13 protein-coding genes are annotated in these 21135 nt (G+C 70.1%); 6 read left to right on the top strand and 7 right to left on the bottom strand.

Annotated elements, in window-relative coordinates:
- Nucleotides 1-205: 205 nt before the first annotated feature.
- The gene (locus WME75_RS43305) at nt 206-5101 is read left to right on the top strand and encodes an AAA family ATPase (RefSeq protein WP_437483579.1); all 4896 of its coding nucleotides are present in this window, start codon (nt 206-208) and stop codon (nt 5099-5101) included.
- A 104-nt stretch (nt 5102-5205) separates the two neighbouring features.
- Here the strand turns inward: WME75_RS43305 and WME75_RS43300 are convergent, their stop codons facing one another.
- The 4 genes from WME75_RS43300 to WME75_RS43285 form a co-directional block, all read right to left on the bottom strand.
- Nucleotides 5206-6723, bottom strand: a complete 1518-nt coding sequence (locus WME75_RS43300) for a M20/M25/M40 family metallo-hydrolase (RefSeq protein WP_437483576.1) — start codon at nt 6721-6723, stop codon at nt 5206-5208.
- Nucleotides 6724-6889: 166 nt separating this feature from the next.
- Nucleotides 6890-7852, bottom strand: a complete 963-nt coding sequence (locus tag WME75_RS43295; RefSeq protein WP_437483573.1) for a type 1 glutamine amidotransferase domain-containing protein — start codon at nt 7850-7852, stop codon at nt 6890-6892.
- Nucleotides 7853-7897: 45 nt separating this feature from the next.
- A complete protein-coding gene (locus tag WME75_RS43290) occupies nt 7898-8509 on the bottom strand; it encodes a Crp/Fnr family transcriptional regulator (protein WP_437483570.1) in 612 nt (203 codons plus the stop codon).
- 35 nt (nt 8510-8544) lie between these two features.
- Nucleotides 8545-9234, bottom strand: a complete 690-nt coding sequence (locus tag WME75_RS43285; RefSeq protein WP_437483567.1) for an RNA polymerase sigma factor — start codon at nt 9232-9234, stop codon at nt 8545-8547.
- A gap of 482 nt (nt 9235-9716) precedes the next feature.
- Between WME75_RS43285 and WME75_RS43280 the strand changes: the two genes are divergently transcribed.
- A complete protein-coding gene (locus tag WME75_RS43280) occupies nt 9717-11663 on the top strand; it encodes a YgiQ family radical SAM protein (RefSeq protein ID WP_437483565.1) in 1947 nt (648 codons plus the stop codon).
- Nucleotides 11638-12864 carry an aminotransferase class V-fold PLP-dependent enzyme gene (locus WME75_RS43275; RefSeq protein ID WP_437483562.1) on the top strand — a complete coding sequence of 409 codons (1227 nt, stop codon included), beginning with the start codon at nt 11638-11640 and terminating at the stop codon, nt 12862-12864. The genes WME75_RS43280 and WME75_RS43275 overlap by 26 nt, the downstream gene beginning before the upstream one ends.
- A 33-nt stretch (nt 12865-12897) precedes the next feature.
- Here WME75_RS43275 and WME75_RS43270 read toward each other — a convergent pair whose 3' ends face one another.
- From WME75_RS43270 to WME75_RS43260, 3 genes are all read right to left on the bottom strand, one after another.
- The gene (locus WME75_RS43270) at nt 12898-13941 is read right to left on the bottom strand and encodes a phosphotransferase family protein (protein WP_437483559.1); all 1044 of its coding nucleotides are present in this window, start codon (nt 13939-13941) and stop codon (nt 12898-12900) included.
- Nucleotides 13938-14519: a hypothetical protein gene (locus WME75_RS43265; RefSeq protein ID WP_437483556.1), complete on the bottom strand. Its 582-nt coding sequence runs from the start codon at nt 14517-14519 to the stop codon at nt 13938-13940. Before WME75_RS43265 ends, WME75_RS43270 begins: the two co-directional genes overlap by 4 nt.
- A 120-nt stretch (nt 14520-14639) precedes the next feature.
- On the bottom strand, nt 14640-15521 hold the full coding sequence (locus WME75_RS43260) for a hypothetical protein (RefSeq protein ID WP_437483553.1): 882 nt from the start codon (nt 15519-15521) through the stop codon (nt 14640-14642).
- A 90-nt stretch (nt 15522-15611) separates the two neighbouring features.
- Here WME75_RS43260 and WME75_RS43255 point away from each other — a divergent pair, with 90 nt between their 5' ends.
- The 3 genes from WME75_RS43255 (at nt 15612) to WME75_RS43245 (ending at nt 21052) form a co-directional block, all read left to right on the top strand.
- Complete coding sequence (locus WME75_RS43255) at nt 15612-17477, top strand: bifunctional homocysteine S-methyltransferase/methylenetetrahydrofolate reductase (protein WP_437483550.1); 1866 nt, start codon at nt 15612-15614, stop codon at nt 17475-17477.
- A 75-nt stretch (nt 17478-17552) separates the two neighbouring features.
- Complete coding sequence (locus WME75_RS43250) at nt 17553-20219, top strand: M1 family aminopeptidase (protein ID WP_437483548.1); 2667 nt, start codon at nt 17553-17555, stop codon at nt 20217-20219.
- 44 nt (nt 20220-20263) lie between these two features.
- Entirely contained in the window at nt 20264-21052 is a 789-nt protein-coding gene (locus WME75_RS43245) for an enoyl-CoA hydratase-related protein (protein WP_437483545.1), read from the top strand.
- Nucleotides 21053-21135 lie beyond the last annotated feature (83 nt).

The raw sequence follows: 21135 nt of genomic DNA, 5'->3' as shown, positions 1-21135 counted from the left end.
GTGAGCCCGCAGACCGCGAATTGAAGACAGACCCTTCGATGCGCGGGATAAGCCATCGATAGTTCATCGCTTTTACGAGGGTGAGCGGATCGTCATCGATCGTCGATCGCCTGAAACCTACGTGGTGATCCGCCCTTGACATCATCGAATCTTTTGGTCTCTCCTGCTGTCGACCATGACACGACGCCCGGGGATTGAACAGGGGATGGCTCAAATCAGGGGATATCACATCACCGCGAAGACGGGCGAGACGGCGGCCTCCGTCACGTACCGAGCCCGCCGGGAGGGCGAGGAGAGAGAGGTGGCGGTGAGGATGCTCCACGCCGATCTCACGCGGGTCGCCGATATCACGCGCTTCAAGCACGCCTGCAGCGCTATCAGGCACATCGACTCGGAGAGGATCGTCAAGATCCACGGCGTCGAGGAGCACGCGGACGGGCTCTTGCTCGTGACCGAGTATTTCCCGGCTGCCGCGCTGTCCGAGCTCCTGAAGGATCGGGGCGATCTCGACGTCGGCGGGTTCCTGAGCGGGGCCATCCTCATGGCCGAAGCCCTGGCCGATATCCATCGGCGCGGCCTCATCCACGGCGACGTCAGGCCCAGGAACATCCTGCTCGGGGAAGGGGGGCAGATCAAGCTCACCGGCTTCGGCGTCGAATCCATCGTGACGCGCGAGAGGGAGGCCATCTACGGCCGCGAGGTCCTCTCGGAGGTGCTCCCGTACACCTCACCCGAGCAGACCGGCCGCATGAACCGCAGCGTCGACTACCGCACCGACCTGTACTCGCTCGGGGTCGTGTTCTACGAGATCCTCACCGGGCGAAGGCCGTTCGAGGCCGCGGACCCGCTCGAGCTGATCCACGCCCACATCGCCGTGAGGCCGACCCCACCCTCGGAGCTGAGCCCGAAGGTGCCCCCGGCGCTCTCGGCCATCACGATGAAGCTGCTCGGCAAGAACGCCGAGGATCGCTACCAGAGCACCGAAGGCCTGAGGGACGATCTGAAGGCGTGTCGACGGCGCTGGGAGGAGAGCGGCGCGATCGAGGATTTCACCCCGGGCCAGCACGACAGGACCGATCTCTTCCAGATCCACCAGAAGCTCTACGGTCGCGAGGGCGACATCCGGCGGCTCATCGAGTCGTTCGACGACGTGCTCCGGGGCAGGCGCGCGATCGTGCTGGTCTCGGGCTACTCGGGGATCGGCAAGTCGTCCCTCGTGCAGGAGATCCTCAAGCCGCTGGCGCGCGAGCGGGGCTACTACGTCAGCGGCAAGTACGACCAGTACAACCGCGACACGCCCTACAGCGCCGTCGTCCATGCGTTCGACGCGCTCGTCAAGCAGCTCCTGTCCGAGAGCGAGGAGCGCGTCCAGAGGTGGCGGAAGGCCCTCCTCGATGCCCTCGGGAGCAACGGGCAGGTCATCTGCGATGTCCTCCCGTCGCTCAGGCACCTCATCGGCGAGCAGCCGGCCGTGCCGGCGCTCGGCCCGGTCGAGGCCCAGAACCGTCTGAACCTCTATTTCAAGAAGTTCGTCTCGGTGTTCGCCCGCCCAGCCCACCCGCTCGCCGTCTTCATCGATGATCTGCAGTGGGTGGACTCGGCCAGCCTCAGCCTGCTCAAGTCCCTCCTCGCCGACGAGGAGATGGAGTCGCTCTTCTTCTGCGGCGCCTATCGCGACAACGAGGTGAGCCCGACCCACCCCTTCCTCGTCGCGCTCGAGGAGCTCCAGCAGGCGCGCCTCGGGGTCGTGAACATCGTTCTGGAGCCGCTCCGGCTGGCCCACCTGAACGAGCTCTTGCTCGACAGCCTGAGGGCCGGCGGCACGGACGCGCTCGCGCGCGCGGTGCTGAAGAAGACCGGCGGCAACCCGTTCTTCGTAAAGCAGTTCCTGCGGCATCTGGTGGAGGTCAGGGTGCTGGTCCTCGATCCCGCGGCGGGGTGGCGCTGGGACCTCTCGACGATCAAAGAGCTGGAGCACACCGACAACGTCTTGAGCCTGATGGCGCAGACCATCCGGCGCCTGCCCGAGGACACGCAAGAGGTGCTCCGGCTCGCCGCGGCGATCGGCAACAGCTTCGAGCTGGAGATCCTGAACACCGTCAGCGCAGAGGCCCCCGACGCCACCTACGGTAGCCTCGCCAGGGCCATCGACGATGGCCTGATCGTGAGCGCCGGCGAGGGCTACCGCTTCGCGCACGACAAGATCCAGGAGGCCGCATACTCCCTGATCCCCGCGCGGGACCGGCCGGGGTTCCACTACCGGATTGGCAGGCTGATCCTCGGCAAGCTCGGCCCCGACGAGGGACAGAGCGTGTTCGATATCGTCAATCACCTGAACAGCGCCGGCGATCTGATCCAGGCGCCGGAGGAGCGGCTCACCTCGGCCAGGCTCAACCTCCGGGCAGCCGCGCGCGCCGAGGAGTCGAGCGCCTTCTCCGCGTCGCTGAAGTACCTGGAGCACGGCATCTCCATGCTGCACGCGGACGCGTGGACCTCCGAGTACGAGCTGACGTTCGCCTACCACACGAAGAAGGGCGTGCTGGAGTCGCTCTGCGAGCGGCACGACGACGCGCTCGCCACGCTCTCGGGCTGCCTCGACAAGGCGAGGGGGCGGGTGCACAAGACCGAGGTCCGGCGCCTGACCATCAACGTGCAGATCCTGAAGAACGATCTGCCCGCCGCGCTGGACGAGGGGCTCGCCGCCCTGCGAGCGTTCGGCATCGACCTGCCGCCCTACCCGGACGACAGCGTGCTCGTCGCCGAGATCGAACGGACGATGACCATGATCGGCGATCGGCCCATCGCCTCCCTCATCGATCTGCCCGCCCTGGCCGATCCCGAGATCGCCGCCCTGCAGGATCTGCTGCAGGAGATGTTCGCGCCCACCTACCAGCTGGGGACGAACAACTTCGGCATCACCGTGATGAAGATGCTCCAGAACTCGCTCACGCACGGGATCTCGAGGAACTCGATCTACGCGTACGTCAACTTCGGGACGCTCCTGTGCGCCCGGCTCGACGTCGAGAAAGGCTACGAGTTCGGCAGGGCCGCGGTCCGCCTCAACGAGCGCAATCCGGACAAGAAGTCCGAGGCCATGCTGTGCAACATGTGGGGCGCGTGGGTGCAGCACTGGAAAGAGAGCTACGCGACCTACAAGACATCGTTGCGCAAGGGCATGCACGTCGGCCTCGAGACAGGCCAGTACATCTGGTCTTTTTACAACGCATGCAACTCGCAGCTCAACAGCCTGCTCCAGGGGAAGAACCTCCGCGAGCTCGTCCAGGAGGCGAAGGACAGCGAGCACATCTGCAAGCTCGACAGGTTCAATGCGATCACCTGGATCGTCGCCGCCGCCGCCGATCTCGGCGAAGAGCTCAGCACGTCCGCCGAGGGGGACGGCGGCGAGCCGCGCGCGCGCCGGGTCGATCTCGACGCCATCATCGCGGAGGCCAGGAGGATCGGCAACACCGCGAGCCTCTATTTCACGAACATCTTCACGGTCATCGGCGGCGTCTTCAAGGGCGCGTACGAGCGGGCGGCAGAGGTTTGGGGCGAGACCGACCCGGGCGCCGGCGTGATGCTCGGCGCCTGGCACGTGAGCCCTTGCTACTATTTCTATGGCGGCGTGGCGTTCTCGCGGGCCTCGCTGGCCGCCGCGCCGGAGCAGCGGGCCGCGTACGTCGCCAGGCTCGGGGAGTTCGCGGGCAAGCTCGATCTCTGGGCAGGGCTCAACCCGCAGAGCTTCCGTCACCGCAGCTTGATCCTGAGGGCGGAGCTCTCGCGGATCGAGCAGCGCGACGGCGCGAGCGCCCTCTACGATCAGGCGATCACCGCCGCGAGGGAGGCGCAGCTCGTCCATGACGAGGCGCTCGCGAACGAGCTCTGCGCGCTGCATTACCGCGACATGGGCAGGCAGTTCCTCGCGCACGCCTACATCACCGAGGCGCACCGGCTCTATGCTCGCTGGGGCGCCACGCGCGTGACGGAGCGCCTCGAGCGGGACTTCCCGCTGGCGCTCCTGCGGGAGGCGCCGCGCCAGCCGGGCTGGGGTGACCACGGCGGGGCCGTCCAGAGCGCGTCCCTCGGTCACGCCGCGGAGGTGGACCACGGCGAGGTGAAGCTCGACACGCTCGCCATCATCAAGGCCTCACAGGCGATCTCGGGCGAGATCCTGTTCCCCTGCCTCCTCGAGAAGCTCATGCAGAGCATCCTCGAGGGCGCAGGCGCCAGGAAGGGGCTCGTGATCCTCAGAGACAACGACAGGCTCGTGGTCCAGGCGGAAGGTCACGTCGAGGCGCAGGAGATCAAGGTGTCCTCGCCCGTGCCCCTGGACTCGTGCGGGGAGGTCGCCGCGAGCGTCGTGCACTACGTCGCGCGGACCGCGGAGAGCGTCGTCCTCAGCGACGCTGCCAGCAGCGATCAGTTCGCGAGCGACCCGTACATCGCGAGGACCCAGGCCCGATCGATCCTCGCGGCGCCCATCCTCCGGCAGGGGCGCCTCGTGGGCGTCATCTACCTCGAGAACGATCTGGCCGCCGGAGCCTTCACGCCGGACCGGCTGGAGGTCACCAGGCTGCTCGCCGCCCAGGTGGCCATCTCGATGGAGAACGCGCTCCTCTACGCGAGCCTCGAGGAGAAGGTCAGTACACGGACCGCCGAGCTCGAGGTCGCCCACCAGCGGATCGAGCTCGAGCTCTCGGAGAAGCTCGCGCTCATCGGGCGGCAAAAAGAGCTCATCCGCACCCTCTCCACGCCCATCCTCGAGGTGTGGGACGGCGTGCTCACCATCCCGGTGGTGGGTGGGCTCGACGATGACCGGGCCGCGACGATCATGCAGGATCTCCTCGAGCGGGTGGTCCATACCCAGTCGAGGTCCACGATCCTCGATCTCACCGGGGTGAACACGATCGATCCCGGCACGGCCGAGCGCCTCGTGCGCATCATCCGATCCGTGCAGCTCCTGGGCTCCCGGAGCATCATCACGGGCATTCAGCCCGAGGTTGCCCGGACCATGATCTCGCACGGGCTTGACCTGAGCCGCGTCACGACGCGCGCGAAGCTGCGCGATGGCTTGCGGATGTGCATGGGAGAGGGGAACTGAGGGGCTGAAGCCCGCCCGAGCCGCCGGCGCAGGTCGCGCGGCCGGCGCTGGCCGCTTCGTCGTTGAGCTCCCTCGCTGGTGCGGAGGAGCGGACGACGGATGCTTCAGAGAGCGAAGAGGAAGTCGACGAAGGAGCGGGTCGCGCCGTCGAGGCCGAGGTACTTCTTGCCGGCGGCGGGCTCGACGACGAAGTATTCGTCCTTGGCGTGGGCGCCGGAGCCGTGGCCGAGGCCGACGTGGCCGGCGGGGCGCTCGAGCGGCTTTCCTGTGAAGAGGTAGCCGGGCCAGGAGCCGGCGACGCGCGGCCAGATCACCGGGTCGAGGCCGGCGGCCTTGTAGACGGCGAGCTGGGTCTGGATGGGCGGCGCGTCGAGCGCGGTGTTCGTCGGGTCGTAGCTGCCCAGGTCCTTGATCACGATGTCCGTGTAGCCGCGCCTGTCGAGGTGCTTGCGCAGCTTGGCGAGCACGTCCTTGGCGGTCATGTCGGGCACCAGCCGGATATCCATCTTGGCGAAGGCGCGGTGCGGCAGGATGGTCTGGGAGCCCTCGCCGATGTAGCCGGCATAAAGGCCGTCGATGTTCACCGACGGGCGCGAGACGTAGCGCTCGAGCATGGCGCGCTCTTCGAGGTCGTTCACCCACCTGTCGACCTTGAAGGCGTTCTTCCAGTCGGCCTCGTCCCAGCGCGCTGACAGGTCGTCGAGCAGGATCTTCTGCTGCCTGGAGACCGGCCGCACGGCGTCGGTGAGGCCGTCGATCCTCGGTTCGTTGCCGTCCGCCGAGACCAGCGTGCCGAGCGCCTGCACGAGCCGCCAGACCGGGCTGTCGACGACCACCTTCATGCTGGAGTGGATCTCCGCCTCGCGCGGGCCGCGACCCCACGCCTTGCCGCTCGCCCCGAGCTCGACGTAGACGATGCCCTTGGCGCCCAGATCCATGTTGACCGTGCCGGACAGCGATTGCTGCGCCGACGGCATGATCACGCCCTGGCATGTCTCGAGCGCCCTCATCACATCTTCGTTCCACACCACTTGCGAGAAATGCGGCGAGCCGAGCTCCTCCTCGCCTTCGGCGACCACCACCAGGTTGACCGGCAGCTTCAGGCCGGCGGCCCGCACCGCGTGCAGCGCGGCCAGGAACGCCCCCTGCGGCCCCTTCTGGTTGACCGCGCCGCGCCCCACGATGACCTTGCCGATGCCCGCCTTGTCGACAAGCCTGGCGGCGAAGGGCGGCGACGACCACTCCTTCTCCTCCACCGGCTGCACATCGTACATGAAGTAGAAGCCCATGGTCTGCTTCGCGCCGGCGTCGAGCGTCGCGAAGATGCCTGGATGCCCGTCGGTCTTCATCTTCTTGACCGTGCCGAAGCCGGCGTCGCGCAGGAGCTCCATGGTCAGCTCGCAGCACTCGGTGATGCCGACGTTCTGCGCCGAGATCGACGGCTGCTGGATCCAGCGCTGGATGCGCTCGATCGACGGATTCAGCTGCTCGGTGATCTTGCCGTACACCGCCGAGAGATCGACGGCCTTGCCACCCGCGCCCCTGGCGAGGCGGGGAAACGAGGCGAGCGCTCCGGCGGCCGCGGCGCCGACGAGGAAAGTGCGGCGATCGATGTCCAGCATGGCGCGTACCTTAAAGCTGGATGCGCGCCGGGGTAGTGGTCAACTTTGCCCAGAGAGAGTCCACATGAAGGCGGGAAGACGGGAAGAACACTGATTTTCTTCCTGCCTTCCCGCCTTCATTTTCAAATTGGACCACTACCTTCCAGTCGCCCCTGAGGGGATGGGCTCACGGTCGCCCGCGGCTCGCGCAACGAGCGCCGTGTCGATAGTCGGTGAGCGCCTCGAGGTACAGCGCGCTGAACCGGTCCGTGGAGAAGGGATTCTGGCTGGTCACGAGGTTACAATCGCGCAGCGCATGGGCGCTCCCCGGGAAGGCGGCCTCGTGATCATAGCCGTGGTCCTCGAGCTGCTCGCCGATGTCCCGGACCTGGGCCTCGGCGCCCATCACGAAGGTCTCGATGTAGAGCTCCTCGAACGACGAGACCGACGTCACCGTTCGACGGCTGAGCGGATTCGGCTGCCGCATGCGGGTCAACACAGCCGGCGCGTGACAGATCAACCCCACGGGCTGGTCCTTGACGGCGAAGTGAGCGAGCAGCGCGTGCAGGTCCGCGTTGTCGAGCAGGTCGACCATCACGCCCTGTCCGCCCGGAACGACGATGCCGTCGAACGAGTCGGCCGCGGCGCGCGCCCGCTTCAGGCTGAGCGGCGCGCGGATCTGCGGGGCGCGCTCGACGAACCGTTGCGCTTGCGCGCGCCGCGCGTCGTCTTCCCAGTACCTCTCGTCGAGGCTCTCCGGGTCGATCGCCGGAGCGGCGCCGCCGTCGGTCGCGAACACGACCTCGTGCCCCGCGCCGGTGAGGGCCAGGTACGGCTCGTAGAACTCCCCGAGGAAGGTGCCTGTCGCGCGCTTCGAGCGGTCGCCGAGCGTCTGCTCTCGCGCCGCGCTGAGGACGAACAGGATCCTCCCTCTGGGTTTCACTGCCGCCGGGCGCTCGGGAAACACGGGGTGGAGCCTCGGCGGCGCCGCGGCGCACGCGGCCAGCGCCGAGCCGGCGAGCAGGACCGCGAGCCCCGCCAGCAGCGCCGCCTTCCGGGCCGCGCCCCGCGGCTCGTCGCGGCGCGAAAGGCCGCGCGTGGGTTCCGTTGCTCGCTGCTCGCCGTTTCGCGTCGTTCGTTCCGTCGTCATGCCCGAAAGCTGACCCGCGGGGGCGCGGTCGCGCCTTGACCTAGGTCAAGAAGCGACCGGCCTGGTCGCCGCGCGCTTCAAGCGACTCAGGGCCTCGGGCGTGATGCCGAGGTACGCGGCGATGTGATAGTCGGGCACGCGGCTCGCCACGGCGCCGTGCTCCGCGACGAAGGCGCGATAGCGCTCGGCGGCCGTGTCCATCAGCAGCGATGCCTCGCGGCGTACCTTCTTCACGTACACCCGCTCGACGATCCGCCGGCTCACCCGTTCCCAGTAGACGTCGCGCTCGCCGAACTCGCTCAGCCGCGCGTAGGGCGCGACGAAGAGCTGCATCGGGGTCAGCGCCTGAATCGTCAGCCTGGCGGGCTCCCCGGTGATCAGCGCCTCCAGCACCGACATGAAGTCGGGCGCGGAGACGAACGCCTTGTTGAACTCCTTTCCATCTCTCCGCGTGTAGAACATCCTGGCGACGCCGGAGTTGACGAGCGCCACCGAGTCGCTCGCCTCGCCCGCCCGCACGAACGTCTCGCCCTTGCGCAGGCTCTTCCCGTGGAACAGGGCCGCGAAGGCGTCGAAGCGCGGCGCCGGCCGAGCGTCGAGCGCCGCGATCATGCGCCCGAGCGCCGCCACCTGGTCCGCGCGCGAGAGCTGCGCCATGAGCGCCGAGCCTACCACGGCGTCCCCGGAGCTCGTCACCCGCGCCGCCGGGGCGCCGGCCGGCGGCGCGTCGTCGCCTCGGCGGCGAACGGCGTCTCGCCGAGGCGCAGCGCGCTCCGCTGCTCCGGGCCGAGCCGCTTCACCGCCGCCCGGAAGTCCTCCCGGGCCAGCCGGAGGCGGTTCTGGGCCGTGTTCGCGTTGATCTGGAGCTCCCGGGCGATCTCCACGACCGGGATCTCGAGCATGTCGTGCATCACCAGCATGACGCGCCGCTGCGGGACGAGGCTCGCGAGCAGCAGGTCGATCACGTCGGCCCGCTCCGTCGCCTCGACCCGCTGCTCCAGGCGGGGGCGCCTGTCGATGCCGGCGAAGATCGCGCTGCCGCCCTGCAGGCCCACCGGGATCTCGCGGCGCCGGAACGCCCGATGCCGGTAGTGAGTTATCTGCCGCCACGCGATCCCGAAGAGCCACCGGTACAGCGGGTCCCACGCCCGCCGCGCCCGCAGGCGGCTCACATAGGGAAGCACCATGCTGAACGGCACCGGCTGGCTACCGCCCACCTCGTCCTCGTCGCGCAACCCCAGGGCGGCGCGCAGCAGACGGCTCGCGTCGAAGCCCTCCAGACCGCGGTAGGCCGCGATGAGGATGTCGTGCAGCACGTCGTCGAGATCGTGAGGGTCGACGCCATACCCGCGGAGCGTCCTGCGAAGGAAAGGAACACCCACCTCGTGCAGCACAACGAAGCTTTGATGTTTGGCGCGAAGGGCATCGTCGGATTGAGATTCCACATATAATTTTTACGAACCCTCATTCCGAGTCGTTTGGGAACCGGCCCCCTCTCCGCGTAACCACGCGTTATTGCAGTGTTTTTATGGCAGCCGCGCGACTCGCACCGAGCGACTCCCGCGCGGCCCCGGGCCCGCCCCCGGCGAGCCAGCCCTCCTGTCGCCCCCGGAGCTTCGATGCGCCGTCCACACGAATTCGTGATCTGCTGGCGGGGTGTCGTGCAATTTGCGCGTTTTGCCCGGCGAAAACGCGGGCGGCGCCCGCCGGCCCGCCCCCCGGCCGGCGGCCTCGGCCGCGTCTTTTCCGCCTCCCCTGCCCCCGGAGCTCGCCCCGAGCCGCCGAATTTCCCCGGCCGACCGGCCTGCTCCGCCGCGGCCGCCCCCTTGCCGACCGCTCTCCCGGCCCGTAGGGTGACGGCGCCGTGCCCCTCCTCCAGCTCCGCCGCAGCGCCGGCGCCGCCGCGCGCGACCTCACCGCGTTCCTGCCGACGACCCGCGAGGAGATGCGCGCGCGGGGCTGGGACGCGCTCGACATCCTGATCGTCAACGGCGACGCCTACGTCGACCACCCCGCGTTCGGCGCGGCGATCATCGGCCGCTTCCTCGAGGGGCGCGGCTTCCGCGTCGGCGTCATCTCCCAGCCCCGCTACCAGGACCCGAGCGACCTGCTGCGGATGGGCGTGCCCCGGCTCATGGTCGGGGTCACCGCCGGCAACCTCGACTCGATGCTGAACAAGCTCACCGCCCAGAAGAAGGTCCGCAGCGAGGACCAGTACTCGCCGGGCGGGCAGGTGGGCCTCCGCCCCAACCGGGCCTCGATCGTCTACGCCAACCTCTGCCGCCAGGCGTTCCCCGGCGTCCCCATCGTCCTCGGCGGCATCGAGGCGTCCCTCCGCCGCATCGCCCACTACGACTACTGGTCGGACCAGGTCCGCCGCTCGGTCCTGCTCGACGCCAAGGCCGACCTGCTCATCTTCGGCATGGGCGAGAAGGCCGTCTGGGAAGTCGCCGACCGCCTCCGGCGCGGCGAGCCCGTCCGGTCCATCCGCGACGTCCGGGGCACCGCCTTCCCCATGCGCAAGGGCGAGTGGGAACCGATCGAGGGCTCACGTTACGTCTCGGACGGAAAAACCGTGCTCCTCCCGAGCTACGAGCAGGTGGCGGCGGACCGGAGCGCGTTCGCCGAGATGTCGCGGGCGTTCCAGTTCGAGACGAACCCTGGCAACGCGCGGCCGCTGCTCCAGGCGCACGGCGCGGAGGCTGTGTACTTCAACCCGCCGGCGTTCCCGCTCGAGACGGGGCAGATGGACGCGCTCTACGACCTGCCGTTCACGCGGGTGCCGCACTGGTCGTACGACGCGCCGATCCCGGCCTACGAGACGGTGAAGCACTCGGTCGTCACGATGCGCGGCTGCTTCGGCGGGTGCACGTTCTGCTCGATCACCGAGCACGAGGGCCGGGTGATCCAGTCGCGCTCGGCGGACAGCATCCTGCGCGAGGTGCGGGCGCTCCGGCGCATGGACGGCTTCCGCGGGGTGCTCAGCGACCTCGGCGGGCCGACCGCGAACATGTACCAGATGCGGTGCAAGGACGAGGCGATCGAGAACGCGTGCCGGCGGCTCTCGTGCGTCTTCCCGGAGGTCTGCGAGAACCTGAACACCGACCACGGCCCGCTGCTCAAGCTGATGAAGGCGGTGCGCGAGGAGGAGGGGATCAAGAAGGTCTTCATCGCCTCCGGCGTGCGCTACGACCTCGCCGAGCGGTCGCCCGAGTTCATCGAGGAGCTCGCTGCGCACCACACGGGGGGCCAGCTCTCGGTCGCCCCGGAGCACAGCAAGAAGGACGTGCTCGACAAGATGAAGAAGCCGGGCATCGAGAGCTACGAGCGCTTCGCCGAGCAGTTCCGGTGCGCGAGCGAGGAGGCCGGGAAGAACCAGTTCCTCGTGCCCTACTTCATCTCGGGGCACCCCGGCTCGACGCTCCGGGACATGGTCGATCTCGCCGTGTACCTGAAGAAGAACGGGATGCGGCCGCGCCAGGTGCAGGACTTCATCCCGACGCCGATGTCGATGGCCGCGTGCATGTACCACACGGGGATCGACCCGCTCACGCGCGAGCCGGTGTACACGGCGAAGGACCTGCGCGAGAAGAAGCTCCAGAAGGCGCTCTTGCTCTACTGGGACGCGGCGCACCACGACGAGGCGCGGGAGGCCTTGATCAAGGCGGGCCGCGGTGATCTCATCGGCACGAAGCCGCACTGCCTCGTGCCGCCGGCGGCGGGCAAGGGCGCGCCGCCGCGCTACCTCGCCAAGGTCCGCGGCGAGCGCCGGGGGAAGCCAGCCGATGCGACACACCGCCGAAATCGATAACGATCGGTCCTTCACCGCGAAGCTCGGCGACCGCGGCCTGTTCCCGCACCTCGCGCCGCTCGTCTACGTGAACCACGCGGGGATCTCGCCCCCGTCGCGGCCGGTGCGCCTCGCGATGATGGCGCTGCTCGACGACTACGCCGCGCAGGGGGCGGCCGCGTTCCCGGCGTGGAGCGCGCAGCGGCTCCGTCTGCGGGAGAAGCTCGGCCGGCTCATCGGCGCGGCGGCTGACGACATCGCGCTCGTGCAGAGCACGACGCGCGGGCTCACCGACATCGCCCTGTGCCTGCCGTGGCGGCCGCGCGACCGGGTGATCCTCTTCGAGGGGGAGTTCCCGGCGAACGTGACCCCGTGGCAGCGCGCGGCCGCGCTCTTCGACCTGGAGATCGTGTTCCTGCCGCTCGGCGGCTTCGCGGACGGCAGCGGCACGGGCCTCGCCCGGCTCGAGGACGAGCTCCGGCGCGGCGCGCGGCTCGTCGCGGTGAGCGCCGTGCAGTTCCAGACGGGCCTCCGGATGCCGCTCGCGGCGATCGGCGCGCTCTGCCGCGCGCACGGCGCCGAGCTGTGCGTGGACGCCGTGCAGGCGGTCGGCGCGACGCCGGTGGACCTCGAGGCGGCCGGGGTCGACTACCTCGCGTGCGGCGGCCACAAGTGGCTGATGGGGCTGGAGGGCACGGGTTTCCTGTACATTCGCCGCGAGCGCCTGCCGGCGCTCCGGCCGGCGGTGGCGGGCTGGCTGAGCCACGAGGACGGCGTGAGCTTCCTGTTCCAGGGCCCGGGCAAGCTCCGGTACGACCGGCCGATCCGGCGGCGCGCCGACTTCGTGGAGGGCGGCAACCTCAACGCGGCGGGCTACGCCGGGCTCGAGGCGGCGGTGGACCTGATCCTGCAGATCGGGGTCGAGCGGATCCACGAGCACGCGAACCGCTTCCTGGATCCGCTCGAGGAGGCGCTGCGGGAGCGCGGCTGGGAGAGCCTCCGGGCGGCGGATCCGGCCTTGCGATCGTGCTCGCTCGGGGTGAGGCCGCCGGGCGGCGTCTCGGTGGTGGCGCTCTACGGCGAGCTCACCCGCCTCGGGATCGCCTGCGCGATCCCGGACGGCGTGCTGCGCTTCGCGCCGCACTGGCCGAACGCGCTGGACGAGTGGGAGCAGGTGCTGCTGTCGGCGGACGAGGCGCTCGGGCGGATCGCGAAGGGGTGAGCGGCGGTCAGGGCACGCTGCGGCCCCGCGAGGCTACTCCATGCGTTGCCAGTACGACTCCGTGTTCAGGAGATCTACGGCCCACCTGTAGTGTTCATCCGGCCGCAAGCCGTCCGCCCCGGAGTACAGGTCACACGATATGAGCGCATAGGCCATCGCGTAGCGATACAGCCTTCCCTCTGCCTCTGCGCCGACCTTGCGCAACGCGACAGCGACCAGCTCGTCACGGACTGACGATCTCTTGGGTCCGTACATATCGAAGAGCACGCACGCGAGGGAGACATCGTACAAGGGGTTACCGAACATGGTGAAGCTCCCGAAATCGATGACACCGGTCACCCTGCAGGTGTCGCTCATCAGCACATTTCCCGGGAAGAAGTCCCCGTGCACGACGCTCAGCGGGCCGTCGTACCTCTGACGGAGATAGAGCTCACGGAGCCGGGCCTGCTTGGCGGAGAGATCGACCACGTCCGCCTCCAGGGAAGCCCGCTGCCGCTCGATCTTGACCTCGGCGAGGCGGTAGACGAACTCATACCACCCCTGAGCCCGCGCGCTGCTCGACCCGGACTCGTCGAACAAGAGATATTGCGACACGCCGTGAGGTGACTTGATCTCCGCCAGGGCCGTGACAGCGTCGAGGTAGCGCTCTCGCGCCGTGAGCGCGGCTTCGGCATCGAGATCAGGGAGCAGCTCGGAGAGCGGCTTCCCCTCGATCCGGCGCTCGATGACGGCGAGCAGCCCTCGAATGGGCGTGACGTCGTGTATCCGCGGAAGCGCGAAGGTCAGCCCGTCGGCGCGCAGGGAATCGTAGAATCTCCTCAGCACCTCGACCCTGCCGACCCGGCCGGGATCCGCATAGAGCTTGAGGACGCGCTCGTCCGTCAAGCCGTAGACCTCTGCCTCGGTCCCGCTCGCGATCCAGGCGCCTGGGTCGACGCCGAGCTGTCGCAGCGCTGCCTCTCTCGCCTCTGGATCGATCGCCGAAGCGTCCGCGCGACTCAACTCCACGAGGGTGCGCTCCCCGCGGCCGCCGATGAATCGCCCCCACGCATCGCGCTCCGGCGGCGCCCCGCTCACCGCCCCCGCTCGTAATCGAGCGCCGCCTTCTCCACGACGTCCCAGTCCCTCGCCGCCCGCTCGGCCTCGGCCACCAGGTCCGCCGTGAAGAGCGTGAGCCCCCAGATGCCGTTGTCCCGCCGCCGGAACGGGTACCGCGTGCCGCGCGCCGTCTCGACCGTGGCCCGCTCGCCCGTCACCTCCACCTTCGCGATGCCCGACACGTCGCGCCGGAGGCGCGCGACGAAGCCCTGCGTCGTGGCGATGTCGACCCACACGTCCGCCCCGTCCTCGGCCATCGCGTGCGCGCGGTACTGATCGAGCAGGCGCGTGCGCTCCGGCTCCGGGTAGCTCGCCTCGATCCGCTCGCTCGCCTTCAGCCGGTAGTCCCGGATGGTGTAGGCCGCGTGCTGCGCCCGGTCCTCGAGGTACGAGAAGCACGTGCGCAGATCGTTGGCGCCGACGCTGTACGCGATGCGGAGGTAGGCGCCCTCGGGCGTCGTGTCCGGCGGGAACCGGAAGAGCTTCAGCCCGACAAGCGCGAGGGTCACCGCAGCGACGGCGGCGGCGCCCCAGGCGAGGGCGCGGCGACGGGTCATGTTCGAGCCTCCATGACGACGGCGAGGGGCCCGGGCGAGCGCGCCGTCGGCGCCGTCCTGCCCGACACGACACCTGTGCCCCTGCGGTTCATCCCTCGCCCTGTCGAGCCGCCCGGCGCGCTAATCGATGTGCCCGCCGAACTGCAGATAGAGCGACGCCACCTTCTCCCGGTCGAACGCGGGCCCGAGCGGCGCGTCCAGCGCGAGGAGCGCGCCCGCCCGCATGAAGAAGCTCTTCTGGCTGTCGTACACGAAATACGGCAGCAGCGAGACCTGCCCCCGATCGTTGTAGATCGAGGACGGGACCCACACGGTCTGGAGCGCCGCGCCGCCGCCGAAGCCGGCGCGGCTCTGGAACTCCGGCTCGATCTTCGCCTGGAACACCACGTCGAGATCGTCGGAGTCGTCGAGGAACCCGCGCCGGCCGCGGTCCTGCAGCGGGACGAAGAACGTGAGGTCGCCGCCCGCCCGGAGCACGAAGGAGCGCCCGAAGCGGTACTCGATGCCGCCGAGCCCGCCGATCGGGAGCGTGTCGGCCGCCCAGAGGTGCAGATCGTAATAGGCCATCGCCCGCGACGCGTAACCCGTGGCGACGCGCCAGTCGAAGTCGTCGACCACGCCGAGCGGCAGCCCGGCGCGGCCGCCCGCGTACCACGTGAGCTTGCGCTTGCTGTCCGAGTAGTAGAGCGTGAACGTCGGGTTGCCGAGCCCCGCGCGCGACTGGCCGTCGCGCGGATCCTCGACATCCCCCGGGCCGTTCAGGGAGAGCGCCAGCGGGAACTTCAGGTTGACGAACAGATCGGGCGTCGGCTCGAACTGGATGAAGGGGACCGCGGCGATCGACGCGCCGAGGACGCGGGCGCTCCACAGGTAGAGATCCACACCCGCGTCCGAGCGGTGCACCACCGGATCCCAGGCGTGCGCCGGCGAGGAGGCGGCGAGGAGCGGAGCAGCGGCGGAGACCGCCAGGGCGAATGCGTGAAGCCATCGGGGCGTGCTCATCTCGAGATCTGCCTACCGAGATCCTGACCGCGACGTCAACCGCGTAGCGCCCCCTTCCTGAGAAGCCGGACCGACCCTACGATGCGCCCCATGTCCCGCACGAGACCAGAAGCCCCGCTCCTCGACGCGCTCCGGCGCTCGATCCTCGTGGTCGACGGCGCGATGGGCTCGCTGCTCTACGAGCGCGGGGTGTTCGTCACCCAGAACTTCGAGCAGCTCAACGTCGCGCGCCCCGACCTCGTGAAGAAGGTCCACGCCGACTACCTCGCGGCGGGCGCGAACGTCATCGAGACGAACACCTTCGGCGCGAACAGGTTCCGCCTCGAGCGGTACGGGCTCGTCAACGAGGTGCGCAACTTCAACCTCGCGGGCGCGCGCATCGCCCGCGAGGTCGCGGGCGGCGACGCCTACGTCGCCGGCTCGATCGGCCCGACCGGGCTCGTGCCCGGCGTGGCCACGCGCGACGACCTCGCCGCCGCGGCCGGCACGTTCGCCGAGCAGGCGGGCGCGCTCGCCGAGGGGGGCGTAGACTTCCTGATTCTTGAAACATTTCGCCATCTTGACGAGATCAAGCTCGCCATCGAGGCGGCGCGGAAGGCCGCGCCGGGGCTCCCGGTGCTCGCGTCGATGACGTTCGACACGAGCGGCGTCGTGGCCGACGGCAGCGAGCCGGAGCGCGTCGCCCGGACGCTGCGGGACTGGGGCGTCGACCTGCTCGGCGTCAACTGCGGCGACGGCCCGCAGCTGTCGCTCGCCATGGCGGAGCGGATGGCGACCGCGGGGCTCCCGCTCTGCGTGCAGCCGAACGCGGGCCTGCCCCGCACGGTCGACGGCCGCATGCTCTACATGGCGACGCCCGAGTACTTCGACGTCTTCGCCCGCCGCATGATCCAGGCGGGCGCCGTGATGATCGGCGGCTGCTGCGGCACCACGCCGGAGCACGTCAAGTGGATGGCCAAATCCGCCCGCATGCTCCGGGGCGGCGCCGCGCCCGAGGTCGCCGCGCGCCCGCACATCACGATGGACGCGCCCACGGGGAGCGAGCCCACGCCGCTCGGCGAGCGGAGCCCCCTCGCGGCGAAGATCGCGGCGGGCAAGTTCGTCGTCTCCGTCGAGGTGAACCCGGCGCCGGGCCTCAGCCCCGAGAGCGCGCTCAGCGCGGCGAAGATGCTCATCGACAGCGGCGTCGACGTCGTGAACGTCGCCGACGGCCCGCGCGCCACCGCGCGGATGACGAACCTCGCCTTCTGCTCGCTCCTTGTGCAGCGCTACGGCATCGAGCCGATGCTGCACGTCTGCGGCCGCGACCGGAACCTCATCGGCCAGATGGCGCACCTGCTCGGCGCCCACGCGATCGACATCAAGAACCTCGTCATCATCACGGGCGATCCGCCGAAGGTCGGCGACTACCCGGAGGCGACGGCCGTCTACGACCTCGACTCGATCGGGCTGCTCAACATGGCGAGCACGATGAACCGCGGCCTCGACCCGGCCGGCAAGCCGATCCCGGGCGGCAAGACGTCGTTCCTGCTCGCCACGGGGCTCGAGCCCGGCGCCCCGGACCTCGACAAGGAGGTCGCGCGCCTGGAGCGCAAGCGCGCCGCGGGGGCCGACATCATCATGACGCAGCCTATTTTCCACCAGGATCTCCTCGAGAAGGTGCTGCGGCGCATCGAGCACCTGGAGATGCCGGTGCTGATCGGCGTGCTCCCGCTGGTGAGCTACAAGAACGCCGAGTTCCTCCACAACGAGGTGCCTGGCATGCAGATCCCCGAGGAGATCCGCGAGCGCATGCGCAAGGTGCCGGCCGGGCCCGAGGCGCGCAAGGAGGGGGTGAAGATCGCCCGCGAGATGCTCTTCTCGGTGCGCGAGCGGGTGCAGGGGGCCTACCTGATGCCGCCGCTCGGCAAGTACGAGCTCGCGCTCGAGGTGCTCGACGGCCTCAAGACGAGCTGAGCGGCCCGGCCGCCCGCTCCGGCGCATGAGTTCTTGCTTGCAGCGCCGGGCGCCGCGCGGGGAAACTCCGCCGAGATGTCCCTAGAGTACCGGCTCCATTCGCGCTGTGCCTGCGGTTCCGCGCTCTCGTCGTCCGAGTTCGCGCTCGCGTCCCGCCCCTTCGCGCTCGCCGGGACGAGGCGCGTCTACGAGCGCTCGCGCCCGTTCACGATCCGCCACATCGCCCTCGATCTCGCGCTCGACGTCGCGGAGCGCTCGATCCGCGGCACGGCGCGGCTCGACGTGGTCCGCGTCGACCCTGCCGCGCGCGAGGTCGCGCTCGACGCCGTCGGCTTCGATCTGGAGGCGGTCGAGATCAGCGCCGGCGCCGGGCGCGCAGCGAAGCCCCGGCGCGGCGCGGGCAAGGCGGCGAGCGGCGCGTTCCACCCGGCCGAGCACACCTACGACGGCGAGACGCTCCGCGTGGCCGTGCCGCTCGACGAGGCCGAGGTGTCGATCCTTGTCCGGTACCGGGCGACGCCGCGGCGGGGGATCTATTTCCTCCAGCCGGACGAGCACGTCCCCGACCGCCCGCGCCAGGTCTGGACGCAGTGCCAGGACGAGGACGCGCGCCACATCTTCCCCTGCATCGACAAGCCCCATATCAAGCAGACGACCGAGCTCCGCGCGGAGGTGCCGCCGGGCTGGTACTGCCTGTCGAACGGCGAGCTCGAGAGCGACGCGCGATCGCAGAAGGCGGGCGTCTTCCACTACCGGCTGGACGAGCCCCACCCGAGCTACCTGTTCACGCTTGTCGCGGGCGAATTCGCCCGCATCGACGACGCGGCGCTCGACATCCCGCTCGCGTACTTCGTGCCGAAGGGGCGCGAGGACGACGGCCGCCGCACGTTCGCGCGCACGCCGGACATGATCCGTCACTTCAGCGAGAAGCTCGGCGTCAAGTATCCGTTCCGTCGCTACGCGCAGGTGGTGGTGAGCGACTTCATCTTCGGCGGGATGGAGAACACGACCGCCACCACGATGTACGAGCACATCCTGCTCGACGAGCGGGCGGCGCTCGACATCTCGTCGGACGACCTCATCGCGCACGAGCTCGCGCACCAGTGGTTCGGCGATCTCGTGACGTGCCGCGACTGGTCGCACGGCTGGCTCAACGAGGGATTCGCCACCTTCATGGAGCACGTCTATCGGGAGCACCACCTCGGCGCCGACGAGTACGATCACAGCGTGAAGGCCGATCTCGACGCGTACCTGGGCGAGGCGCGCGGGCGTTACCGGCGGCCCATCGTCTGTCAGGACTACGACGCGCCGCTCGACGTCTTCGATCGACACCTCTACGAGAAGGGCGGGCTCGTGCTGCACCTGCTCCGCCGGGAGCTCGGAGACGAGCTCTTCTGGCGCGGGGTGAGCACCTACCTGACGCGCCACGCGCGCGGGGTCGTGGAGACACGGGATCTCGCCCGCGCGTTCGAGGACGTGAGCGGCAAGTCGCTGGAGCGCTTCTTCGAGCAGTGGGTCTTCCGCGCCGGGCACCCCGAGCTCGACGTGAAGATCGAGCTCGAGGGCGATCAGTGCACCGTCACCGTGAAGCAGACGCAGGCGGCCGGGCAGCACCCCAGCCGGGAGCACGCGCTCCAGCCGGACGCCTCGACGCCGCCGGTCTTCGCGTTCGACCTCGTGCTCGATTTCGGCTTCGCGGACGGCAAGGGATCGAGCGTGCGCCGCGAGGTGCGGCGGGTGGACCAGCAGGCGCACACCTTCGTCATCCCGCTCCCGCGGCGTCCTCGCTTCGTCGTGGTGGATCCGGACCTCAGGATCCTGGGGGAGGTCAAGATCGACGCGCCGGCCGATCTGCTGCGGGCGCAGCTCGCCCACGCGCCGACGGCGCGCGGCCGCATGCTCGCCGCGAAGCCGCTCTCGCGGCGCGACGACCCGCCGACGACGCGGGCGCTCGGGCAGGCGCTCTCCGGCGCGAGCGAGTTCTGGGGGGTGCGCGCCGCCGCGGCGAGCGCGCTCGGCGCGCTCCAGTCGAGCGCGGCGTTCGCGCTGATCGAGGGCAACGCGGGCGTGGAGCACCCGAAGGTGAGGCGGGCGGTCACGAGCGCCCTGGGCAGCTTCAGGTCGGCCAGGGCGGCGGAGCTCCTCGGCAAGCTCGCCCTGCGCGACGCGAGCTACCTGGTCCAGGCCGAGGCGGCGCGGGCGCTCGGGGCCACGCGGCAGAGCGCGGGGTTCGACACGCTGATCGACCTGCTCGACCGTCCCTCCTGGGGCGAGGTCATCCGCTGCGGCGTGATCGACGGGCTGGCGAACCTGCGCGACGAGCGCGCCGTGCCGCACCTGACGGCCCGCACGCGCTACGGCATCCCGACGCGGGGGCGCCGCGCGGCGATCCTGGCGTTGCCGAAGCTCTCGACCGATCGGCGGACGCGCGAGCTCCTCGAGGAGCTGCTCGATCAGCCGGATCCGTACCTCCGGGTCGACGTCGCGCGCGCGCTGGGCGATCTCGGCGACGGCCGGTCGCGCGGCGCGCTCCAGCGGCAGCTCGACCGCGATCTCGACGGCCGGGTGCGGCGGCGGATCCGCGAGGTGCTCCGCGATCTCGGCGGGGCGGGCAAGCGCGAGCTGGACCGGCTGCGGGACGAGCTCGAGGCGCTGCGGCGCGACAACGCGGAGATCCGGGCGCGGCTGGGCAAGCTCGAGGCGACGGGGACCAAGGCCAAGAAGGCGGCCGACGCCAAGTGAGGGCGCCTCTTTGCCGCGCCGCTCTCGTCGGCTAGGGAGGCTCCATGTCGGACGCCTCTCCCGTGAAGCTCGACCGGCGCGGCGCGGTCGCGGTGCTCACCCTCGATCGGGCGGATCGCCGCAATGCGCTCTCCCGCGACGCGCTGCTCGCCTTCGGGCGCCTCGGGCGCGAGCTCGTGGACGATCCGGAGGTGCGGGCGCTCGTGATCACGGGCGCCGGGGACAAGGCGTTCTGCGCCGGCGCCGACCTCAAGGAGCGGCAGGGCATGAGCCCGGACGACGTCCGCCGGCAGGTGGGGCTGTACCGAACGGAGCTCGGGGTGCTCGCGCGGAGCCCGAAGCCGGTGATCGCGGCGATCAACGGGGTCGCGTTCGGCGGGGGGCTGGAGCTCGCGCTGCTCTGCGATCTCCGGGTGGCGGCGCCGCACGTCGAGCTCGCGTTGCCGGAGACGTCGCTCGGCATCATCCCGGGCGCGGGCGGCACGCAGCGGCTGCCGCGCGTCGTCGGCGAGGCGCGGGCGAAGGAGATGATCCTGCTCGGCAGGAAGCTCACCGCGGCCGAGGCGCTCGCCTGGGGGCTCGTGAACCGGGTATCGCCCGAGGGGACGCCGGTGGTCGACGACGCGATCGCGTGGATCGAGCCGATCGCGCGCGGCGCGCCCATCGCGCAGGCGGCGGCGCTCCGGGCGATCGAGGACGGCTACGACGTGCCGCTGGATCTCGGCCTCGAGATCGAGCGGGTGCACTACGACGAGACGCTGCGCAGCGAGGATCGGCTCGAGGCGCTGCGGGCGTTCGCCGAGAAGCGGAAGCCGGTGTACCGGGGGCGGTGACGGCCGCGGGCGGCGGTGACGGCGCGCGCTCCGGGAGCGGCCCCGCGGCGCGCGCTGGCGCGGCGGCGAGGCTCGTGGGATCG

Origin of the sequence: Sorangium sp. So ce1014, from assembly GCF_051521505.1 — a bacterium.
Classification (GTDB): Bacteria; Myxococcota_A; Polyangia; order Polyangiales; family Polyangiaceae; genus Sorangium.
This window is presented reverse-complemented; position numbering and strand designations above follow the sequence as displayed.